At 71.6% G+C, this 18,919-nt stretch carries 19 protein-coding genes; 9 read left to right on the top strand and 10 right to left on the bottom strand.

Annotation, left to right across the window (positions count from 1 at the left end; genetic code table 11):
- Positions 1 to 129: 129 nt before the first annotated feature.
- The gene (locus AB0I79_RS58235) at positions 130 to 1,464 is read right to left on the bottom strand and encodes a cytochrome P450 (protein WP_357893784.1); all 1,335 of its coding nucleotides are present in this window, start codon (positions 1,462 to 1,464) and stop codon (positions 130 to 132) included.
- 181 nt (positions 1,465 to 1,645) lie between these two features.
- Here AB0I79_RS58235 and AB0I79_RS58240 point away from each other — a divergent pair, with 181 nt between their 5' ends.
- Positions 1,646 to 2,347, top strand: coding sequence for a 2-phosphosulfolactate phosphatase (locus tag AB0I79_RS58240; RefSeq protein WP_357893786.1), 702 nt, complete (start codon positions 1,646 to 1,648; stop codon positions 2,345 to 2,347).
- A gap of 180 nt (positions 2,348 to 2,527) precedes the next feature.
- On the opposite strand, the gene AB0I79_RS58245 is transcribed toward AB0I79_RS58240, so the two are convergent.
- Complete coding sequence (locus AB0I79_RS58245) at positions 2,528 to 3,637, bottom strand: bifunctional NAD(P)H-dependent oxidoreductase/GNAT family N-acetyltransferase (protein ID WP_357893788.1); 1,110 nt, start codon at positions 3,635 to 3,637, stop codon at positions 2,528 to 2,530.
- 30 nt (positions 3,638 to 3,667) lie between these two features.
- Between AB0I79_RS58245 and AB0I79_RS58250 the strand changes: the two genes are divergently transcribed.
- A complete protein-coding gene (locus AB0I79_RS58250) occupies positions 3,668 to 4,132 on the top strand; it encodes a MarR family transcriptional regulator (RefSeq protein ID WP_357893790.1) in 465 nt (154 codons plus the stop codon).
- Positions 4,133 to 4,597: 465 nt separating this feature from the next.
- Here the strand turns inward: AB0I79_RS58250 and AB0I79_RS58255 are convergent, their stop codons facing one another.
- The 3 genes from AB0I79_RS58255 to AB0I79_RS58265 all read right to left on the bottom strand — a co-directional run bounded on the left by AB0I79_RS58255 (position 4,598) and on the right by AB0I79_RS58265 (position 6,356).
- Positions 4,598 to 5,233, bottom strand: coding sequence for a Pr6Pr family membrane protein (locus tag AB0I79_RS58255; protein WP_357893792.1), 636 nt, complete (start codon positions 5,231 to 5,233; stop codon positions 4,598 to 4,600).
- Between the two features lie 271 nt (positions 5,234 to 5,504).
- Positions 5,505 to 6,167, bottom strand: a complete 663-nt coding sequence (locus AB0I79_RS58260; RefSeq protein ID WP_357893794.1) for a MarR family transcriptional regulator — start codon at positions 6,165 to 6,167, stop codon at positions 5,505 to 5,507.
- Positions 6,168 to 6,185: 18 nt separating this feature from the next.
- The gene (locus AB0I79_RS58265) at positions 6,186 to 6,356 is read right to left on the bottom strand and encodes a hypothetical protein (RefSeq protein ID WP_357893796.1); all 171 of its coding nucleotides are present in this window, start codon (positions 6,354 to 6,356) and stop codon (positions 6,186 to 6,188) included.
- Between the two features lie 154 nt (positions 6,357 to 6,510).
- On the opposite strand from AB0I79_RS58265, the gene AB0I79_RS58270 reads away from it, so the two are divergent.
- Positions 6,511 to 6,885: a hypothetical protein gene (locus AB0I79_RS58270; RefSeq protein ID WP_357893798.1), complete on the top strand. Its 375-nt coding sequence runs from the start codon at positions 6,511 to 6,513 to the stop codon at positions 6,883 to 6,885.
- Here the strand turns inward: AB0I79_RS58270 and AB0I79_RS58275 are convergent.
- From AB0I79_RS58275 to AB0I79_RS58290, 4 genes are all read right to left on the bottom strand, one after another.
- Positions 6,866 to 7,195: a hypothetical protein gene (locus tag AB0I79_RS58275; protein WP_357893800.1), complete on the bottom strand. Its 330-nt coding sequence runs from the start codon at positions 7,193 to 7,195 to the stop codon at positions 6,866 to 6,868. The genes AB0I79_RS58270 and AB0I79_RS58275 overlap by 20 nt on opposite strands.
- Positions 7,196 to 7,252: 57 nt before the next feature.
- On the bottom strand, positions 7,253 to 8,743 hold the full coding sequence (locus AB0I79_RS58280) for an alpha/beta fold hydrolase (RefSeq protein ID WP_357893802.1): 1,491 nt from the start codon (positions 8,741 to 8,743) through the stop codon (positions 7,253 to 7,255).
- A 376-nt stretch (positions 8,744 to 9,119) separates the two neighbouring features.
- Entirely contained in the window at positions 9,120 to 9,950 is an 831-nt protein-coding gene (locus AB0I79_RS58285; RefSeq protein WP_357893804.1) for an SAM-dependent methyltransferase, read from the bottom strand.
- Between the two features lie 197 nt (positions 9,951 to 10,147).
- Positions 10,148 to 10,672 carry a MauE/DoxX family redox-associated membrane protein gene (locus AB0I79_RS58290; protein ID WP_357893806.1) on the bottom strand — a complete coding sequence of 175 codons (525 nt, stop codon included), beginning with the start codon at positions 10,670 to 10,672 and terminating at the stop codon, positions 10,148 to 10,150.
- 165 nt (positions 10,673 to 10,837) lie between these two features.
- Here AB0I79_RS58290 and AB0I79_RS58295 point away from each other — a divergent pair, with 165 nt between their 5' ends.
- From AB0I79_RS58295 to AB0I79_RS58315, 5 genes are all read left to right on the top strand, one after another.
- A complete protein-coding gene (locus tag AB0I79_RS58295; protein ID WP_357893808.1) occupies positions 10,838 to 13,549 on the top strand; it encodes a BTAD domain-containing putative transcriptional regulator in 2,712 nt (903 codons plus the stop codon).
- A gap of 160 nt (positions 13,550 to 13,709) precedes the next feature.
- The gene (locus AB0I79_RS58300) at positions 13,710 to 13,889 is read left to right on the top strand and encodes a hypothetical protein (RefSeq protein ID WP_357893810.1); all 180 of its coding nucleotides are present in this window, start codon (positions 13,710 to 13,712) and stop codon (positions 13,887 to 13,889) included.
- 53 nt (positions 13,890 to 13,942) lie between these two features.
- Complete coding sequence (locus AB0I79_RS58305) at positions 13,943 to 14,491, top strand: hypothetical protein (RefSeq protein ID WP_357893812.1); 549 nt, start codon at positions 13,943 to 13,945, stop codon at positions 14,489 to 14,491.
- A complete protein-coding gene (locus AB0I79_RS58310; RefSeq protein WP_357893814.1) occupies positions 14,488 to 16,314 on the top strand; it encodes an ABC transporter ATP-binding protein in 1,827 nt (608 codons plus the stop codon). The genes AB0I79_RS58305 and AB0I79_RS58310 overlap by 4 nt, the downstream gene beginning before the upstream one ends.
- Positions 16,314 to 16,721 (top strand): S26 family signal peptidase, encoded by a 408-nt coding sequence (locus AB0I79_RS58315; RefSeq protein ID WP_357893850.1) that lies wholly within the window; start codon positions 16,314 to 16,316, stop codon positions 16,719 to 16,721. Before AB0I79_RS58310 ends, AB0I79_RS58315 begins: the two co-directional genes overlap by 1 nt.
- 153 nt (positions 16,722 to 16,874) lie before the next feature.
- On the opposite strand, the gene AB0I79_RS58320 is transcribed toward AB0I79_RS58315, so the two are convergent.
- Entirely contained in the window at positions 16,875 to 18,158 is a 1,284-nt protein-coding gene (locus AB0I79_RS58320) for an FAD-dependent monooxygenase (RefSeq protein ID WP_357893816.1), read from the bottom strand.
- A gap of 201 nt (positions 18,159 to 18,359) precedes the next feature.
- Between AB0I79_RS58320 and AB0I79_RS58325 the strand changes: the two genes are divergently transcribed.
- Entirely contained in the window at positions 18,360 to 18,905 is a 546-nt protein-coding gene (locus AB0I79_RS58325; protein ID WP_357893818.1) for a YciI family protein, read from the top strand.
- The last annotated feature ends 14 nt before the right edge of the window (positions 18,906 to 18,919 follow it).

Genomic DNA, 18,919 nt, shown 5'->3' on the forward strand with positions numbered 1-18,919 from the left:
CCGAGCCCCGCGGCGAGGGCCCGCACGGCGAGGGCCCGCACGGCGAGGGCCCGCACGGCGAGGGCCCGCACGGCGAGGGCCCGCACGGCGAGGGCCCGCGCGATGTGAACGCCGCCGGCGGGGGCTACGTCACCGTCGGCCGGGCCGGACGCTCAGGCGCAGGGAGAAGGGGTCCAGAGTCTGGGGCAGCGGGCCACCCGCTCCGAGTTCCGGGCCGGCCGGATGGAAGTCGTACTGGCGCAGCAGCGTGGCCAGCACCGCAGCCCCGACCTGGCCTCCCAGGTCGGCCCCCGGGCAGCGGCCGGGCCCGGCCGAGAACGGGACGATCCACCAGTCGGCCGAGGCCCGGCCGTCCAGCCAGGCCTGCGGGGTGAAGGCGTCGGCGTAGTCGATCTGCGGGTTCCGGCTGTGCACGGCGACCGGGATGGTGATGTCGGTCCCGGCGGCGAGCGTGGCTCCGTGCCAGCCGGTGGGCGTGGTCACGACCCGCTGCAGCGTGGGCACGAGGGGCCACAGGCGCAGGGACTCGTACAGGCAGGCACGCAGATGCTCCCGGTCGCCGCCGGTCGCGCTTGCCTCGGCCCTTGCACGCTCGTAGTGCTCGGGATGGCCGGCGAGCAGCGCCAGGGTGGTACCGAGCACCGTCGTGCCGATCCCCTCCAGGGCCATCAGCCAGTGCGGCACCTGCACGGCCGGGCGGGTGAGCGGGCTCTGGGGCGCGGCCGCGAACAGGCCCGCCAGGCTCCCGTCGGCCGCCGCCGCCACGTGCGGTTCGATCCGCGCCATCATGGCCTGCCGCAGGCTACGCACCCTCTTCTCCCGCCAGGGGCGCAGGCCTACCCAGTTGCCCTCACGGCGCAGCGCGTTCAGCGCCGAAAGGATCTGGACGTCGTCGCGGGCGGCATCGCCGAGCACCAGCCGCAGGACCGCCCGGTAGTAGCCGTCGCGCAGCCGCTTCCAGCTCACGACGGCCGGGCGGTGGCCGAAGATCCCGTCCAGTTCCTCCGCCATCACCTGGTCGATCCGCCTGGCCAGATCGTGCGGCGCCCTTCCCGGCTGGAGCACCGCGTCGGTGAACCGGCGCTGGTCCTCGCGCGACTTCCCCCGCGAGAGCAGCAGGCTGTCCGGCTGGACGGGCGAGAACGCGCGCCACTTGTCTTCCGTACGAAGGGAGAAGACCGAGTCGCTGCCGGTCAGCACCCGTTCGACGTCGCCCTGCGAGAGAAGCAGGAGCACCTTTCCCCGCGGGCCCTTCACATAGAGCGAGCGGCCGCCGTAGCGCACGCGCAGCCTCATGCAGAAGCGCTGGGCCGCGGCCTGCGTGTCGAGCCGGGCGAGCTGCCGCATCGTCAAGGGTCTGCGGATGACGGGGCCGCGGGCGAACTCCGGAAGGGAGTAGAGCAAGGAGAACGTGAGGCTCTCCAGCCTGGTCGCGTGCGGTATCTCGGCTGTCGCCTGCTCCATGGGAAGGCCTCCAGACCTGCGGATACCACAAATAGTAGTTAATCAATTACTATAAGTGAAGCTCGGAAGTGGCGACCAGCCCTGGACAGGGCAAAGGCGGGCAGCCGCCCTGTCGACCGCCTGTCCGCGCGACTCCGATTGTCCGGGTGCGTTTCGGCCGGGTATGCGCGATCATGACCGGATGGACGCTCGTTTCCTTGGTATCGCTGAGTTGGTCCAAGCCCCGTCCGTGGCGGTCGTGGTCGACGTCATGCGTGCTTTCACGGTGGCTGCCTGGGCCTTTGCCCAGGGCGCGGAGAGGATCGTTCTTGCTGAGTCTCTGGACGAAGCCCTGGCGCTCAAGGCTCGCCACCCGGATTGGGTGGCGCTGAAAGACGGTCCGCCCGCGCCCGGGTTCGACGCTGTGAACTCGCCGGCCCTGCTGCGGTCCGTCAGCTTCGGCGGACGGACCGTCGTGCAGAAGACCACTGCGGGGACGGTCGGCGCGCTCGCGGTCAAGGAGGCGTCGCTGGTGCTGTGCGCCAGCTTCGTGGTGGCGGAGGCAACGGCTCGGCTCTTGCGGGCACGCGAGTGTGACAGTGTCACGTTCGTGGTCACCGGCGAGGAGGGGAACGCCGATGAAGATCTGGCGTGCGCTCAGTACATCGCTCGCAGGGCCGCCGGGGCCGGGACGGATGCAGCCGAGTTCCTCCGCCGCGCCGGGGAGTCGCGCGCCGCCACCGAGCTGGCGGAGGGTGTGCGTCAAGGAGCCCATCCTGATGACGTCGCACTCTGCCTTGAGCTCGACCGGTTCCCCTTTGCCATGGTGGCGACCATGGAAGACTCGCTCATGGTCCTGCGTCCGTGCGCCGTGCCTTCGCCGGTCGGCGAGGCTTCGATCTGATCGCCGGTGAGGTTCCCCTCGCCAGCCGGCAGGCGCCGGCCGCGTCCTCCAGCAGGACCTCGCCTGCGGCTGCACCGCCGTGCTGAGGTGGGCCCGAGCTGACGAGCTCATCGACGAAGCAGCCGGCCTCGACTGGGTGCGCCGGGTCCACATGGTTCGTCTGGGGGCGGCGGGGTTTCGTCATCTCACCTGGGCCAGCTTTTCGTCGGCGGTTCCGGGGGTGTCGTGGGCGGGCAGGGGCTTGGTGAGGAGGGTTGTCGTGTCGTCGGTCGTTTCCGTGTGGTAGCCCTCGGTGTGGTAGAGGCGGATGTTGTGCCGGCTCTGGGCGCCGGTGGACAGGACGATGCGGTGGCAGCCGGGGTCGGCTGTGGTTTCGGCCTGGCGCAGCAGCCAGCGGCCGATGCCGTGGCCGCGGAGGTCGGGGACGACGGCGAGGCGGCCGACGTGCCAGTCGTTGTTCAGGCGGCGGGTGCGTACCATGCCCAGCAGCCGGCCGTCTCGCCACAGGCCTGTGGTCTGCCAGGTGGTCAGCCAGGTGCGGACCTGCTCCAGCGACTCGGTCAGGGCGGGGATGGCCAGGGTGTCGTTGGCGAGTGCTTCCTCCACCCAGCAGCAGCGCTGGAGCACCAGGACCTCCGCGGCGTCGTCGGGGGTCAGCGCACGCGTGTACGAGCCCGGCAGGGGTGTCGTCTCCGCAGGCCTGGTGCGGGTTTGCTCGCGCATCGGGCGCAGGGCGTGGGCGAGGCGGACGAGTTCGTCCAGGACTCCGATGGCGACCTGGTCGCGGCCGGTGTCGGGGCGCAGCCGGCCGCCTTCGACGGTGTCGGCGATGCGCAGGGCGGCGGTGGCGCCCAGCGGCACCAGGCGCAGGGTGGTCACCACCTGTTTGGCGTGCTGGACCGACCGGGTGCCCGCTGAGGTGTTGCCGTAGCTGACGAAGCCGATCGGTTTCCACGCCCATTCCCGGCTCAGGTAGTCGAGGGCGTTCTTGAAGGCCGCCGGCATGCCGTAGTTGTACTCGGGGGTGACGGCGATGAAGCCGTCGGCCGCGTCGACCATCGCGCTCCATCGTTTGGTGTGCTCGTGCTGGTAGCGGCCGGAGGCCGGTTCGTGCTCCTCGTCGAGGAAGGGCAGGGCGAGGTCGCCGAGGGTCACCGGCACGAGTTCCGCGCCGAGTTCGGTGGCCCGGGGCTTGATCGTGTCGATCAGCCACTGGCTCACGGCCGGGCCGAGAGCGCCGGGCCGGGTGCTGCACGTGAGGACGAGGACCCGCACGGGTTTCGTTGACATGGAAACGAACGTAGCTGGTAACTTGTTTACATGTCAAAGAAGCGGTCTCCCGAGACGGTGCGCTGGCTCGACGCGGATGAGGAACGCGCCTGGCGCGCGCTGCGCCGGATGATGATCGCGATCCAGTCGCGTACCGCGCACGACCTGGCCGCGATCGGCCTGTCCGAAGCCGACTACGAGGTGCTCAGCACGCTGTCCGAGCGCCCGGGCCGCACCAGCACGCTGCACGAGCAGGCCGCCAAGATGGGCTGGTCCCGCAGCCGCCTGTCACGGCACGCCACCCGGATGGAGACCCGCGGTCTCGTACGGCGCGAGCCCGACCCCGACGACGGCCGAGGCTGCTATCTCGTCCTCACCGAGCACGGCCTGCACACGCTCGAGGACGCCGCCCCGGCCCATCTGGAATCGGTCCGCCGCCACGTCATCGACCGGCTCTCACCCACCGACCTGTCCACCCTGGAAAACATCGCCCGCAAACTGGAAGAACCCACCTGACCCGCCCATAGGCTGGATCTCAGTGCTGCCTGCCGAGTGGCGGCGGGTTTCATGGCCGAGCCTCGCGGCACAACTCACTGGCGACCTGGACGCGCGCGGCTCTCAAGCCGCTGCGGTACGCGGCGAGGAACGTGCGACGGCTCGTTCGCCGGCTACGCGGGCTACCTCGAAGGGCACGTACTGGTCGGGCGGGACGAACCAAACCAAGCGGGCAAGGTACTCGCGCTCCACACCCATGTCGAGGACCACCGCAACGAGCGACGCACACAAGGGTCGGCGGAGCTGCGCGAGAAACTCTCCCTTCCCCAACCCCTCTGAGCCTGGATCCACCGCGTGCCTCATGCCGATCGTCTTCTGGTCGGGATCTCCATCGCCGACGGACGAGGCAGCGACCGCCGGCAGCGCCCCCGTCGTCGCCGGCTCGGGCCTGGATAGCCACTCGCAGCGGCCGTCACCGGCGCTCGCTCACAGTCGAGGACTCTGCGAGCTCTTCGGCGGTCCGGGGGCCGTGAGCCGGCGGAGGCCGACCAGGGCGTAGCCCAGTACCACGAAGGCGACCAGCACGCCGGCCGCCGCCGACGCCACCGTCGGCCAGCCCAGCCGCTCCACGTTCAGGAACGGGTAGACGTAGCGGCGCGGCAGGTGAGGGGCGGCGAGCAGCACGAAGGCGCCGTACAGGAGCGGATACCCCAGCCAGGCGAACGGCGCCGCCCACCGCGCCTGACGTCCCCGGTCGAACGCGGCCCAGTCGGCCACCACCATCAGCGGCGTCACGTAATGCAGCAGGAAGTTGCCCCACCCTCGCGCGCCGCCCCCGTCCAGCAACGCCAGCGGATTCTCCAGGTCGCGCGAGACGTAGTTGACGAGGCAGGTGACCAGCAGATACAGCGTCACCGCGCCCTTGACGTCGGCGGAGGCCGGCCGCCTGCGGCCCATGATCAGCCGCCAGCCGTAGTAGAGCGTCACCATGACGTTGCTCTGCACCGTGAAGTACGCCCACGGGCGGCCGATCGACGAGGTCAGGCAGGCCAGGCCCGCCACGGTCGCCGTGATCAGCAGGATCCGCCACGCCGTCAGCCATCCCGCACGCACGTCCGCCACAAGATCACATTAGCGCGGGGTGCGACGGAAGCGCGTTCAGGAAGGAGGCGATCTCCCGCGGACCGGGTCTCAGGGCTGCACGACGCGGTAGCGCAGCTCGGGCACTGGGCGCGCCGCTCGTGACGGTTCCATGCCCCGTGCCGCGGCGGTCCGGCGCCGAGGGCGAGGTCAGCATCACATCGCCGACGCCGACCCCGGCGTGGACCAGCCTGAGAAAGGAGTTCGGGCGCACCGGGCAGGCCGGGCCTGGAGCGGCTGAGGGCGGGAGGGGCTACTGGTCCGGCCAGCCGAGGGGATGGCGCATGGTCGCCGGTGGTTCGCCGCCCGCCCTGTTGAACGCCGTCATGGCGGCGATCAACGCCTGGGCCTCCATCGGCGTCAGGCGCGAGACGATGCCGGCGATCTCCTCGCTGCGGCGCGTGCTGACATCGTCGACCAGCCGCTGGCCCTCCGGGGTGAGCCGCATGAGGGTCTCCCGGCGGTTGTGCGGGTTGACTTCGCGCACGATCAGCCCGGCGGAGGCCAGCCGGTCGGCCATCCGCGAGGCAGTGGAGCTGTTGACCGCGAGCGCGTCGGCCATGGTGACGAGCTTGGTCTCGCCGTGCGCGGACAACACGACCAGCATGCGGAACTGGGGGAGCGTCACCTGGTCCTGGACGGCGGCCAGGGATCGGGCGGCGATGGCGACCAGCAACCGTGACCCGGTGAGGACAGCCGAGATGACGGCTTGGAGATCCTCGGTGTCCACCCGGTCCGGTGAGCGCTCCTTCATGTTGATTAGTTGTACCGGTCGGGCGTCGAGCAGGGGAAGCGATGCCTTGCGCCAGGGAGCGGCACACCACGACATCATCCTGGCCACCCCCACGTCACCCCGCCCGGCGATGTCGTGGTCGATGCCACGTGGCGGCTCGACCCGTACACGCTGCTTGTCCATGTCGGGGCCGCGCTGTGCTCAGCCGCCGTGCCGGCGCAGCAGCAGCATCGCCGCGTCGTCCAGCAGCGGTCCACCGGTGTGGCCGACGAGGTCGGCACGCAGGGCGTCCAGGGCTTCTTGAGGTTCGCCGTGCGCCACCGAGCCCCATGTGCCCTCCAGAGGCGGACCGCCGCCCGAATATCCTTGCATGGTGCAACTGAGTTCGGAGGTGCCGTACGGCCATTCCGGCCTTCTTCGCACTGCGAGCGTTGCACAAGGCAACGGACTGCTAGGGTCGTCTCAGGGTGAGCCGGGAAGTCTGGTCGGCGCTGTAGAAGCGCGCCTCGGACCAGGGACGTACATCATGGATTCCGCGGAACTGGACATTCACCCGGACGATCCCGACTTCGACATCCGCCTTGACCGGCATGGGGACGTCGCCATGCTGTCCCTGGCGGGGCGGCTCGACGGCGTGGCATGCCTGATTCTCCAGCAGTACCTGGTCAACGCCCTGGTCAGCCGCATCCCCCCGTTGCTGGTCATGGACCTCACCTGTCTGACGGCGATCGATGGGCGCGGCTGCGACATCGTCTCGTCGGCCTCCCAGCACGCCAGGGCCGCCGACGGACGGCTGATCGTGATCGATGGCGGAGTGCTGCCGGGTCACGCGGTCGACGACATCGAGCTGTTCCCGTCCGTCGCAGACGCCCTCATCGAGCTCACCGGCTTCCGGCCATAGCGCCCGGACCGTCATCACGACGCTGCTCGGCCCTCTCATCGAGCCGGGCGGGCACCTTCCGCAGCTCGGCCAGGACGAGCCGGAGGCCGGCCTCGTTGCGGATCTCCGCGGCCGACGTCTGCTGGAAGCGTCCGACGAACCAGGCGGCGACGGAGGCGGTGACCACGCCGAGCAGGGCGATGCCCGAGAGCATCAGCGTCGCCCCGATCAGGCGGCGCTCCGCGTCCAGCACCGCGACGGCGCCGGCCAGGGCGAGGGAGCGGTGCGGCCGGTGTGGGGCGGCACGGGGCGCAGTTCCCGATGTTGCCATCGGTCTGTTCCCCGTGCCGCCCTCCCGAACCGGACGTGCTTCACACCGCCGTTCCGCCTAGCCTTGCGGCTCCTCCGCCGGGCAGCGGGCGCCCTTGGCAGGTACGGTCAGCGAGATCAGATAGTCGTCCATGGCGACCGTCGTGCACTCGGTCATGCCGTAGACCCCGTGGCCCCAGCCCTCGTACGTGAACAGGGTGGCCTTGGGGCCGAGCTGCCGGGCCACGTTGGCCGACCACCCGTACGGCGTGGAAGGGTCGTGCATGGTGGTGGTCACCAGCAGCGGAGTGCTGCCCCTGTACTGCAGCGGGTGCTGGGGGTTGTTGACCGGATGGCCCTGGCAGATCGGCATGTCGCCCATCGGCATCGGGTTGTACCGCATGTCCGGGGCCACCGCGTTGGAGGCGCGCATCACCTCGGCGTACTCGCCGTAGCTCCGCAGCGACAGGTTCCAGTCCTCGCACAGGATCGCGGTGGGCAGCTCGGCGAACTCGCCGTTCACGGGCCAGTTGCCGGGAGGGCCGGGCATGTCGTCCGGCACCGGACCGCCGTCCAGCGCGCGCAGCACCTGGGCCTCCTGCCGCCAGGCGGGCCCCTCGTTGAGCATCACGCCGAGCCACAGCAGGTTGTGGGCGCTCACCGGACGGCCGTCGCCCGGCCACAACAGCTCGCCCCGGTCCGCCTTCTCGAGCAGGCCCTTCCACAGCGCCCGGATGTCGCGGCCGTGCAGGACGCACTCGCTGTCGCGCTCGCACCAGGCGACGAACTCGTCGAAGCTGTCCTCGACGGCGGCCGCCTCGGTGACCTGGAACGCCTTGGCGTCCAGGCTGTGGTCCATGTTGCTGTCCAGCACCATGGCGCGGATCCGGTGGGGGAACAGCTCGGCGTACATCTGCTGGGCCAGCGTTCCGTAGGAGACGCCGTAGGAGGTCAGCTTGTCGTCGCCGAGCGCGGCGCGGATGGCGTCCATGTCGCGGGCCACGTTGACCGAGTCGAGGTGGTCGTACACGGGGCCGGTGAGCTTGCGGCAGTCGGAGCGCAGCCTCGCGTCGAACGCGACCCACTTGAGGTAGTCGGCCTGGCTGGTCATGACCGGGTGCGGCATCTGGTTGTACACCGAGGCCGAGCAGGTCACCGAGCCGCTGCGGGCGACGCCGCGAGGGTCGAAGCTGACGATGTCGAACCGCCGCTGAACGTCCTCGCTGAAGCCGGACGGCCGCAGGATGTCGTTCACGCCGGAGTTGCCGGGACCGCCCGGGTTGCTCAGCAGGGAGCCGATCCGCGCGGACGGGTCGGTGGCCTTGCGGCGGGCCAGGGCCAGGTCGATGGTGGGCCCGTAGGGCCTGGACCAGTCGATGGGCACCTTCAGCGTGCCGCACTCGACGGTGGGTTCCTCCTCGCACGGCCCCCAGGTGATGCCGCGCTTGCCGACGGCATCCGTGACGTCCTGCCCGGTCACCGCCGCGCCGGCCGTCCCCGCCATCGGGACGGTTAACAGCGTCGTCAACACCATGAGGGCGGTGGCGAGCAGGGGAGTTCTTCTCAGCACATTGCTCCTATCGTCGATCGGCGCGTCGATCGGCGCGTCGATCGGCACGCCGGGCTGCTCGCACGGCACACGATCGGGTCCTGGCCTCGCCGTACCGGACGGCCGCGCGGGGACAGGATCAGACCCCCGTCGAAGGTCCCCGAACCGTGGAGCACCCCGTTACGCCTCAGCGCCCTGTGGCAGGGCCGTTGACGCGCCTCTCCTTGATCATGACTCCCGAATCTAACAGGAGACGGCCGCGCTGTTGACATAACGCCAGAATTTGGGCACATGTGGGCCCTGTGAGAGCCGCACGTCCCTGACAAACTCGACCGAGAGGGTGCTGCGGCTCCCGTGCGGATCGGACGATGGAGCGTTCGCGCCGGTCGGGCGGGGTTCAGGACTTGACGCGGCCCACGCCGGCCAGGACGCCGCCTCTGGACAGGTCGTACGAGCCGCCAGGGGAGGCGTCGGGCGTCCAGTCGGTCACCGGCACCACACCCGGGCCGAGCAGCTCCAGGCCGTCGAAGAAGGGGACGATCTCGTCGTAGCCGCGCCGCGCCAGGCCGCCCGACGTCGTGCTGGAGTAGACCTGCTGGCCGGCCGTGGCGGCGCCCTTCACAGCGTCGCCCGAGTACAGCAGGTGTGACAGCACCAGATGGCCGCCGGGACCGAGCCGGTCGCGGATGCGCGCGGCGATCCGGTTGGCCTCGGCGTCGTCGGGGATGAAGTGCAGCACCGCCACCAGCAGGACGGCGAACGGCTCGGAGAGGTCGAGGTGCTCCGTGACGCGCGGGTCGTCCAGGATGGCGTCGGGGTCCTTGAGGTCGCCCTCGATGGCCAGCACGTTGGGGTCCCTGGCCAGCAGCGCGCGGGCGTGGACCAGGACGATGGGATCGTTGTCGACGTACACGACGCGGGAGCCGGGGGCATGTCGCTGGGCCACCTGGTGGACGTTGTCCTGAGTGGGCAGGCCCGCGCCGATGTCGATGAACTGGCGCACCCCGGTCTCGGCGAGCATGCGTACGGCGTGGCCGATGAACGCGCGGTTGGCCAGCGCGAGCTCGCGGGCGTCGTTGCCCATCCGGCGGCCGATCTCGATCATCTTCTCGGCCGCCTCGCGGTCAGCGGCGAAGTTGTCGCGGCCGCCGAGGTAGTAGTCGTACATGCGGGCGACGCTCGGCACGTTCGGGTTGATGCCGGCAGGTAGGTGATCCGCCTCGGCCATGTGACGCCCCCTGTTGTCGTTGATCTTCCGGCGCCGATCTTAGGGCGGATCTGTCCCGCCTGTGGCCCATTCGCGCGCGGCGCCGTCGGAGCGGTGACCAAGGTGCTGCGCGCCGACGACGAGACCATAGGTCCGGGCCGGGGTGAAGGCCATCCCGGCCGATGTATGACGCCACCTGCCGGCCGGCGGCCAGCAGGTCAGGAGGTGCCGAGGAGGGAGTAGAGGTCGTCCCACCGGGCCATGAGCAGGCCGAGTACGGCGCCGAAGAGGGCGACCACCGCGGTGAAGAGCGGGTCGAACGAGCCGCCGACGAACGACGCGGCCAGGCCGAGCAGGGCCGTCCCGACGAGGATGAGGTTGCGCACCACGTGCGGCATGCCCATGGTCGTCTCGGTGGCGCCGAAGCAGCGGCAGGGGACCGCGGCGCCCCTGCGGACGACCATGACGACGGCGACGGTGAGGCAACCGAGCAGCAAGCTCGCGAGGACGAACGCCGCCGAGCCGGCCCACCGCACCGGTACGGCGGCCAGCACGATGACGCCTGCCTCGCCCGCCGCCGTCGCCACCGCGGCCGCGGGCGTCATCGCACGGGGGATCACATCCATCGCCCGGATCGAATCGGCGAACGCGATCCAGGCTTCGCGGCTGGCGATCTTGCTCACCAGAGCGAGCGTGAACACGGTGAGCAGCAGCGCTCTGGCGGCCACATCGACGTACTGCACCAGCGCAACCTAATCGCCACCGGACGAGTCCGGCAAGAGCGACAAGCGATCGACAGACCCGGCCGGAATCCGGCAGTGCCCCCAAACGCTTGGGGCGAATCCGGCAGGCGCCCCCGATGCGCCCGTCACCTCGCTACGCTCGGAAGATCCAATTGAAGGGACGTCGTGCTGATTCGCTTACTCGGGCCGGTGGAGGTCGAGCGCTCGGGGCAGCCCCGGGCCGTGCGGCCTCCGCAGGTAGCGCTCGCGCTGGCCGCGCTGGCGTGGGAGACCGGGCGGGTGGTGCCGGTCGAGTCGCTGCTCGCCCGCGTCTGGGGTGAGGGCGTGCCGCAGGGCGCGCGGCGCACCCTGTACACGATCATCACCCGCATCAGGCGCGACGTGCTGGCCGACGAGGGCGCCGTCGTCCACCGGCTCGGCGGCTACCTGCTGGACGTCGATGCGGCGGCCGTGGACGTGGCGCGGTTCCGCGCTCTGGCCGATCGGGCGATGACGGCGGCCGACCCGGTGCCGATGCTGGACGAGGCTCTGGCGTTGTGGCGCGGCGAGCCGATGACGGGCCTGCCCGGCGAGTGGGTGGACCGGGCCCGCCGCCGCCTGTGCGACGAGCGCAAGGAGGCCGTGCTGCGCTGGGCGCGGGCGATGACACCCCGCGACGCCGCGGCCGCGGTGGCCGCCCTGTCACCGTTGGCCGAGGAGCACCCACTGGACGAGCTGGTGGCGGCGGCGCTGATCGAGGCCCTGCACGCCTGGGGCCGGACGGCCGAGGCGCTGGCGCACTTCGCCCGCGTACGGACCACGCTCGCCGAGGAGTTGGGCGTCGAGCCGGGCGCGTCCCTGCAACGCGTGCATCGTACGCTGCTGCGCCCGGGCGAGGTCACCGAGCGCCTGGTCCCCGCGCAACTCCCGGTCGCCCTGCGATACTTCGTCGGCCGCGCGGCGGAGCTCGAACGCCTGGAGGCCATGATCGGCGGGCGCCGGCCCTCCGCCGTCGCGTGCGTGATCTCCGGGCCGCCCGGGGTGGGCAAGTCGTCGCTGGCGCTGCGCTGGGCCGACCTGCACCGCGACCGTTTCCCCGGCGGCCAGCTCTACGCCGACCTGGGCACGGCCGACGCGACCACGGTGCTGCCCAGGTTCCTCAACGCGCTGGGCGTGCCGGAGGCGCAACTGCCGTCGGGGACGGAGGCGCGGATCGGTCTCTACCGTAGCCTGCTGGCCTCCCGCCGGGTGCTCGTCGTGCTCGACGACGCCCGCAGCGCCGCGCAGGTCCGCCCGCTGCTGGCCACCGCGCCGGGCAGTCTGACGCTGGTCACCAGCCGGGCGGAGTTGCCTGGGCTGGCGGTGACCGAGGGCGCGTACCTGCTGCGGCTGGACGTCCTGCCCGGGACGGACGCGTACCGGCTGCTGGTGGCGTGGCTGGGCGAGCACCGGCCGGCGGGGGAACCGGAGGCGGCGGCCCGCATCGTACGGCGCTGCGGCCGGCTGCCGCTGGCCCTCGCGATCGTCGCGGCCCGGCTGGCCCAGCGCGTCGATCTGCCACTGGCCGAGGTCGCCGCCGAGCTCGAACGGCCCGGCGCGGACCTGGCGCCGTTCGCCCACGACGATCCCGCGATCGACCTGCGCGGCGTGTTCGGGCGCTCCTACCAGAGCCTGCCCGCGCCCGTGGCCCGGCTGTTCCGCCGCCTCGGGCAGCACCCCGGCCCGCGCGTATCACCGGCCGCGGCGGCGAGCCTGGCCGCGCTGCCGGTGGACCGCACGAAGGAGCTGGCCGCGCACCTCGAGCGCGTCAACCTGGTGGACGTGCGCGAGCCCGGCCACCTGCGCCTGCATGACCTCCTGCGCGTGTACGCCGCCGAACGGGCCCACGCCACCGACAGCCGCACGGTACGGCGCGCCGCCACCCAGCGTCTGCTCGACCACTACGTGCACACGGCGTGCGCCGCCAACGACCTGTGCTATCCGCACCGCGACAGCCTGTCCCTGGATCCTCCGGCCCGGGGGACGACGCCCGAACGCTTCGCCGGCCCGGCCGACGCCCTGCGCTGGTACGCCGACGAGTCCCCGGCCCTGCCGCCGCTGCTCAAGGAGGCGATCGCGGCCGGACTGGATCGGCACGCCTGGCAGCTCACGTGGGCGTTCGCCGAGTTCATGCAGCGCCGCGGCCTATGGGAGGAGACCCTGCGGATGCATGCGGTTGCGCTGGCCGCCTCCGAACGGCTCGGCGACGGGCTGGCCCGGGCCCGCTGCCACAACAGCATCGCCCGCGCGCACGCCAGGCTGGGCCGCGACCGCGAGGCCATCGACCATTTCGAGCGGGCCGCGGAACTGCATCGCGAGCTGGGCGAACACGGCCTGGAGGCGCACGTCCACCTGGGCATGTGCGTCGTGCTGAGCAAGGAGGGCGCCGGCCCCGCGCTGCGGCACACGCTACGCGCGATGGAGCTGTTCCGGCAGGCCGGCGACGTCGTCGGCGAGGCACGGGCGCTGAACAACGCGGGCTGGCTGCGTGCCGAGACCGGCGCGTACGACGAGGCGCTCGCCGACTGCCGCCGCGCCCAGCGCATGCTGGCCGAGGTCGGCTACGCCCAGGGGGAGGGGCACGCGTGGGACAGCATCGCCCACGTACTCGACCTCAAGGGCGACACCCGTGGCGCGGTGGCCGGCTTCGAGCGGGCGGTGGAGCTGCTGGAGGGATGCGACGACCCGCACGCCGCAGCCACCACGCTGGTTCGCCTGGGCGAGACGCACCTGCGGGCGGGTGACGTCGCGTCGGCGCTCAAGGCGTGGAAGCAGGCCGCGCATTGGTACGACGCCGTCGGCGACCCGCGCGCCGGCCAGGTACGCGACCGCATCTCCACGCACGGCCACGTCCGCTGAGATCCGCTGCGATCCACGCACGGCCACGTCCGCTGGGACGTACGGGGACCTGCCGTGGCCGTGGCCGTTAAGACTTCGTTGAGAAATCGCTGAAACCTCTGCCCCAGGCTGCGACGAGCGGCGGGCGTGGGCCCGCCGCCCCTATCGAAAGGAAGGTTCGATGCGCGTCGTGACCAGGATGGCGGACCGGCTCCTCGAGCTCGTCGCGCCGCACACCGAGGCGCGGGCGGCCGACTGCGGCTGGGAGTGCTGCGGTCCGATCAACGCCGGCCGGTGGTGCTGCTACCGCCCCACCGGCAAGACGTGCGGCTCCTGCCAGACCTACATCTACTGCTCATGACCTGAGTGCCCGGCCGGCGCGGCCGGCCGGGCACTCCCACACGGAGGTGTCATATGTCCTATCTGATCGCCGTCGTGGCCTTCGTCGGTGTCTTGTGCGCGGTGGACCTGGTGCTGACGCTCGGCGTGGTCCGGCGGCTCAAGGAGCACACCAAGCTGATCGACGCCCTGTACGAGGCCGTCGATCTGATGGGCGGCCCACCTGGCGCGGGCGGGCGGCTGGCCGTGGGCGACGTCGTCGGCGAGTTCGAGGCGACGACCACGGACGGCACCCGGCTGGCCCGGGACCTGCTGCCGGACGGGACGGTCATCGCCTTCCTGTCGCCCGACTGCCAGGGCTGTCACGACAAGCTGCCCGCGTTCGCCGCGTGGGCCGCGGGGCAGGACCGGGCCCGGGTGGTGGCGGTGCTCGACGACCGGGCGGGCGAGCCCGGGGAGATGCTCGGCATGCTGCTGCCCGTGGCGCAGGTGGTCGTGGACGGTGCGGTGAGCAGGGCGTTCGGGGTGCCGGCGTATCCGACGTTCCTGCAAGTGGCGGCCGGTGGCAGGCTCCTGGCGGTGGGGCCGGAGATCTCGCGCCTGCCGGCCGGGGCACCGGCGTGACGGAACCGGCCGGCGACGGCGCGACCGGATCGGGGCGCGACTGGACGCTCGCCGCCGCGCTTGTGTGGCGGTCGGCGCCTGGGCACGTCGCCGGCTACCTCGCGGTCACGCTGGTGGCCTCCGCCACACCGATCGCCGTGGCCTGGCTGACCAAGGCGGTGCTGGACGGGGTGGCGGGCCGGCAGACCGGTACGCTCCTCGCCCTGGCGGTCACCGTCGCCGTCGTGACCACGGCCGCCGCAGCGACAACGCACGCAGGGGACTACCTGCGCGCTGAGGTGGACCGCAGGACGGCGCTGCGCGCGAAGGACGAGTTGTTCGCCGCGGTGTGCCGGCTCCCGGGGCTGGCCAGGTTCGAGAGCCCGGAGTTCCTCGACCGGCTGCGGCTGGCCCAGCAGAGCGCGAGCCATCCGGGACGGCTCGTGGACTCCGCGCTGGCGGCCGCTCGCGGTGCCGTGACCGCCGCCGGCTTCGTCGGGTCCCTGGCGCTGATCAACACGGCCTTCACCGTCCTGGTGGTGCTGTCGGCGGTGCCCGCGTTGCTCATCGAGGTACGGATGTCGCGGCAGCGCAACGCCATGTTGTGGCGGATCGGCCCGGCCGAGCGCCGCGAGCTGTTCTACGCCGAGCTGATGTCCACGGCGCCGGCCGCCAAGGAGATCCGCCTGTTCGACCTCGGTGCCTTCCTGCGGTCGCGGATGCTGGGCGAACTGCGTACCGCGAACGCCGCCCGCCGCCGGCTGGACCGGCGCGAGTTCGTCATCCACGCGAGCCTGTCGGGCGCGTCGGCGATCGTGTCCGGGGCCGGGCTGGTGTGGGGGATCCTCGCGGCCGGGCAGGGGCGGCTCAGCGTGGGCGACGTGGCGATGTTCGTGGCCGCCGTGGCCGGGGTGCAGGCGGCGCTGAGCGGCATGGTGGGTGCGGGGGTGATGGCGTACGAGCATCTGCTGACCTTCCGCCACCACGTCGCGATCGTGACCGACGCCCCCGACCTGCCGGCGCCCGCCCGTCCTCGCGCGCTGCCGCCCCTGAGCCGGGGCATCGAGCTGCGCGACGTGTGGTTCCGCTACAGCGAGCACCATCCGTGGATCCTGCGCGGCGTGGACCTGCTCGTCCCGCACGGGGAGACGGTCGCGCTGATCGGGCACAACGGCGCAGGCAAGAGCACGCTGGTCAAGCTATTGTGCCGGTTCTACGACCCGACCAGGGGCGCGATCACGTGGGACGGCGTCGACCTGCGCGACGTGCCGCCGGAGAAGCTGCGCGCCCGGATCGGCGCCGTCTTCCAGGACTTCGTGTCGTACGAGCTGACCGCCGCCGACAACATCACCATCGGTGACCTGTCCGCCGCCGGGGACCAGGCCAGGATCGAGCGGGCGGCGCGGGACGCGGACGTCCACGACGCCGTTGCCGGTTTTCCGCACGGCTATGGCACGCTGCTGAGCCGGGCGTTCTCCCCGGAGGAGGGTGACGGTGTGCTGCTGTCCGGCGGGCAGTGGCAGCGGCTGGCCCTCGCCAGGGCGTTCCTGCGTCACGACCGCGACCTGATGATCTTCGATGAGCCCAGTGCGGGGCTGGACCCGGAGGCCGAGTACGAGGTGCACCGGCGGCTCGCGTCGCTGCGGTCCGGGCGTACGAGTGTGGTGATCTCCCACCGGCTCGGCGCGGTACGCACCGCCGACCGGATCGTGGTGCTCGACGGCGGCGTCGTCGCCGAGGAGGGCACCCACGACCGGTTGCTGGCCGACGGGGGCACGTACGCACGGTTGTTCACCCGGCAGGCCACCGGTTACCGGGACGACCTGACGGAGGCGGCGCGGTGATGGCGCTGGTGGGGCTCGCTCTTGCCGGGGCGCTCGCGATGTGGTGGGTGCGCCGGCGGTATCTCGTGGTGACCGTGCGAGGGGAGAGCATGCTGCCCGCGTACCGGCCGGGTGAGCGGGTGCTGGTGCGGCGGACGCCCATCGACGAAGTAGGTGCCGGGCAGGTCGTCGTGCTCAGGGACATCGCCCATGACCGGCCGGGCACGTACTGGATCATCAAGCGGGTCGCCGCCGTACCGGGGGATCCGGCACCACGTGCCACAGTCCCCGCACTTCAGGATGATCGGGTGCCGGCCGGATGCCTCGTCGTCCTGGGCGACAATCCGGCTCGCTCCCACGATTCCCGCCACACCGGGTACCTGACCGCGGACCGCCTCTTCGGCGTGGTGCTCCGCAAGATCGGCTAACCGTCACGACAGGGCCCTTGATGGGACTTTCCGGGATGCGCTCCCGCCACTCGGCGGGCGAACAGGCCGCCGTCACGCCGGCGTATCTCTCCGGTGGCCGGGTCGACCAGGATCAGCCCGTAGCGTGGTCCCTCTCGACACGTCATGTGACACCTACGGCTTGGCCGACGAGATCATCGGTAGTCCGGCCGACGCCCCGGAGTCCGGCACCCCCGCGTAGTCGGGCAGCTCGACGCCGTTGATCGCACGCTCGACCAGTTCGATGAACCATTCGCCGGCGAAATCGGGGCTCGGCTCGGCGTCCGGCCCCGGGACCTCGAGGCTGTGTACGTGCAACCGGCCGATCTCCTGGTTGGCCTCCACGAACGAGCGCATCCGAGCCTCGTAGCCGGCGAACCCGGCCTCCGGGTCCCACCCGGCGGCGGCCAGCTCTCCGGCCAGCAGGTAGGCGCCGACCAGGGCCAGCCCGGTGCCCGCCCCGGACATCGGCGACGCGCTGAACGCCGCGTCCCCGAGCAGCCCCACCCGTCCGCTCGACCAGCGGTCCATCACCACCTGAGCGACCTGGTCCAGATAGAAGTCCGGGGTGTCGTCCACGTGCGCGAGGATGCGCTGGGTCAACCAGCCGAAACCGTCCATCCGCTCGCGCAGCAGGCGCTTCTGCGCCGCGACGTCGCGGTGATCGACGTCGAAGTCGACGGCGGGGAAGGAGAGCATGGCCATCGCCCGGGTGGTGTCCGGGATGGGCCGCAGGCCGGCGGACCGTCCGGCCTCCTGATGGTCGATCATCCAGCGGTCCACGCCGAACTCGTTGGGCACGCTGTAGAAGGCCAGCACGAGCCCGAGATGGCGGATGAAGTGCTCGCGCGGCCCGAAGACCATCGCTCGCAACTGCGAGTGCAGCCCGTCGGCCCCGATCACCAGGTCGAAGCGCCGCCGGTCGCCACCGGCGAAGACCACGTCAACCCCGTCCGCGTCCTGGCTGAGCTCGGCGATCCGGTCACCGAAGACGTACTCGACACCGTCCCGGGTGTCGTCGTAGAGCACCTGGGACAGGTCCCCGCGCAGAATCTCGATGTCCGCGATGAACCCGTCGCCCCCGTGGTCGTCGGCACGGAAGGTCTCCAGCACGTTCCCGTCCGCGTCCACGGTGTGCGCGCCGGCGGTGTCGGTGCACGCCGCGCGCACCGCCGCGTCCAGCCCCATGCGCCGGATGACCTCCTTGGCGACTCCGCGCGCGTCCACCGCCTGCCCGCCGGGACGCAGCTCGGGAGCCCGCTCCACCACGGTCACCTCGGCCCCTCGCCGGCGCAGCCAGTGGGCCAGCGCGGGTCCCGCGATGCTCGCCCCCGCCACCAACACCCTGGGACCGCTCACCCGCGTCCCCTGCTCGCCAGTCCGGATGGTGTGATCCTGGTTGGAGTCGTCGATGCTCATCACTGCCTCCATGTGCTTCCTCCCGCGCGGGGACGTGTTCCCCAGCACAGGCCCACCGCTGTCGGTGTGTCCAGCCGTGTCGACCACGGATCCGCACAAAACTCATCGGCACGACCGAAATCGCGTCCACGCTCCGCCCTGCCGACGCCCCTGCCCCCGACGCGCCCGCCCCTGCCGCAAACCGTGATAGACAGGCTCGACATGGAATTCTTCTGTTACCACCGTGACCGGCCCGGCTCCGCAGCGCTGCGCGAGAAGCTCGCCGAGGAGCACTGGTCCTACATGGACCGCTACGATGGTCGGCTGATCGCCCGCGGCCCCACCCTCGACGGCGACACGGCCACCGGTAGTGTGCACATCGTCGACCTGCCGGGCCCGGCCGCCGCGCGGGCGTTCGCCTTCGACGAGCCCAACTTCCAGGCCGGCGTGTACCGGGACGTGATGCTGCGCCGCTGGCGCAACGTGCTGGGCCGCACCATGTGGGACTTCCCTGGTGGCCGCGAGGGCGGCAACCGCTATCTGGTTCTGGGCCTTGGCGCGGGTCCGGCCGCCGGCCTCGTCCCACCGCCCGACCGGCGGGACGACTTGATCGCTTACGGGCCGCTGCTGTCCGACGACGGCGCCACCTGGCTGGGCACCGCAGCCTTGATCCGGGCGACGGATCGGGATACGGCCCGCACCATCCTGGCCCCGGACCGCCATGCCGATATCGAAGTACACGACTGGGAGTTCGGCGGACGACGGTGATCAACGGCGCGGTG

The sequence above is a fragment of the Nonomuraea sp. NPDC050202 genome, assembly GCF_040656115.1.
Taxonomy (GTDB): domain Bacteria; phylum Actinomycetota; class Actinomycetes; order Streptosporangiales; family Streptosporangiaceae; genus Nonomuraea.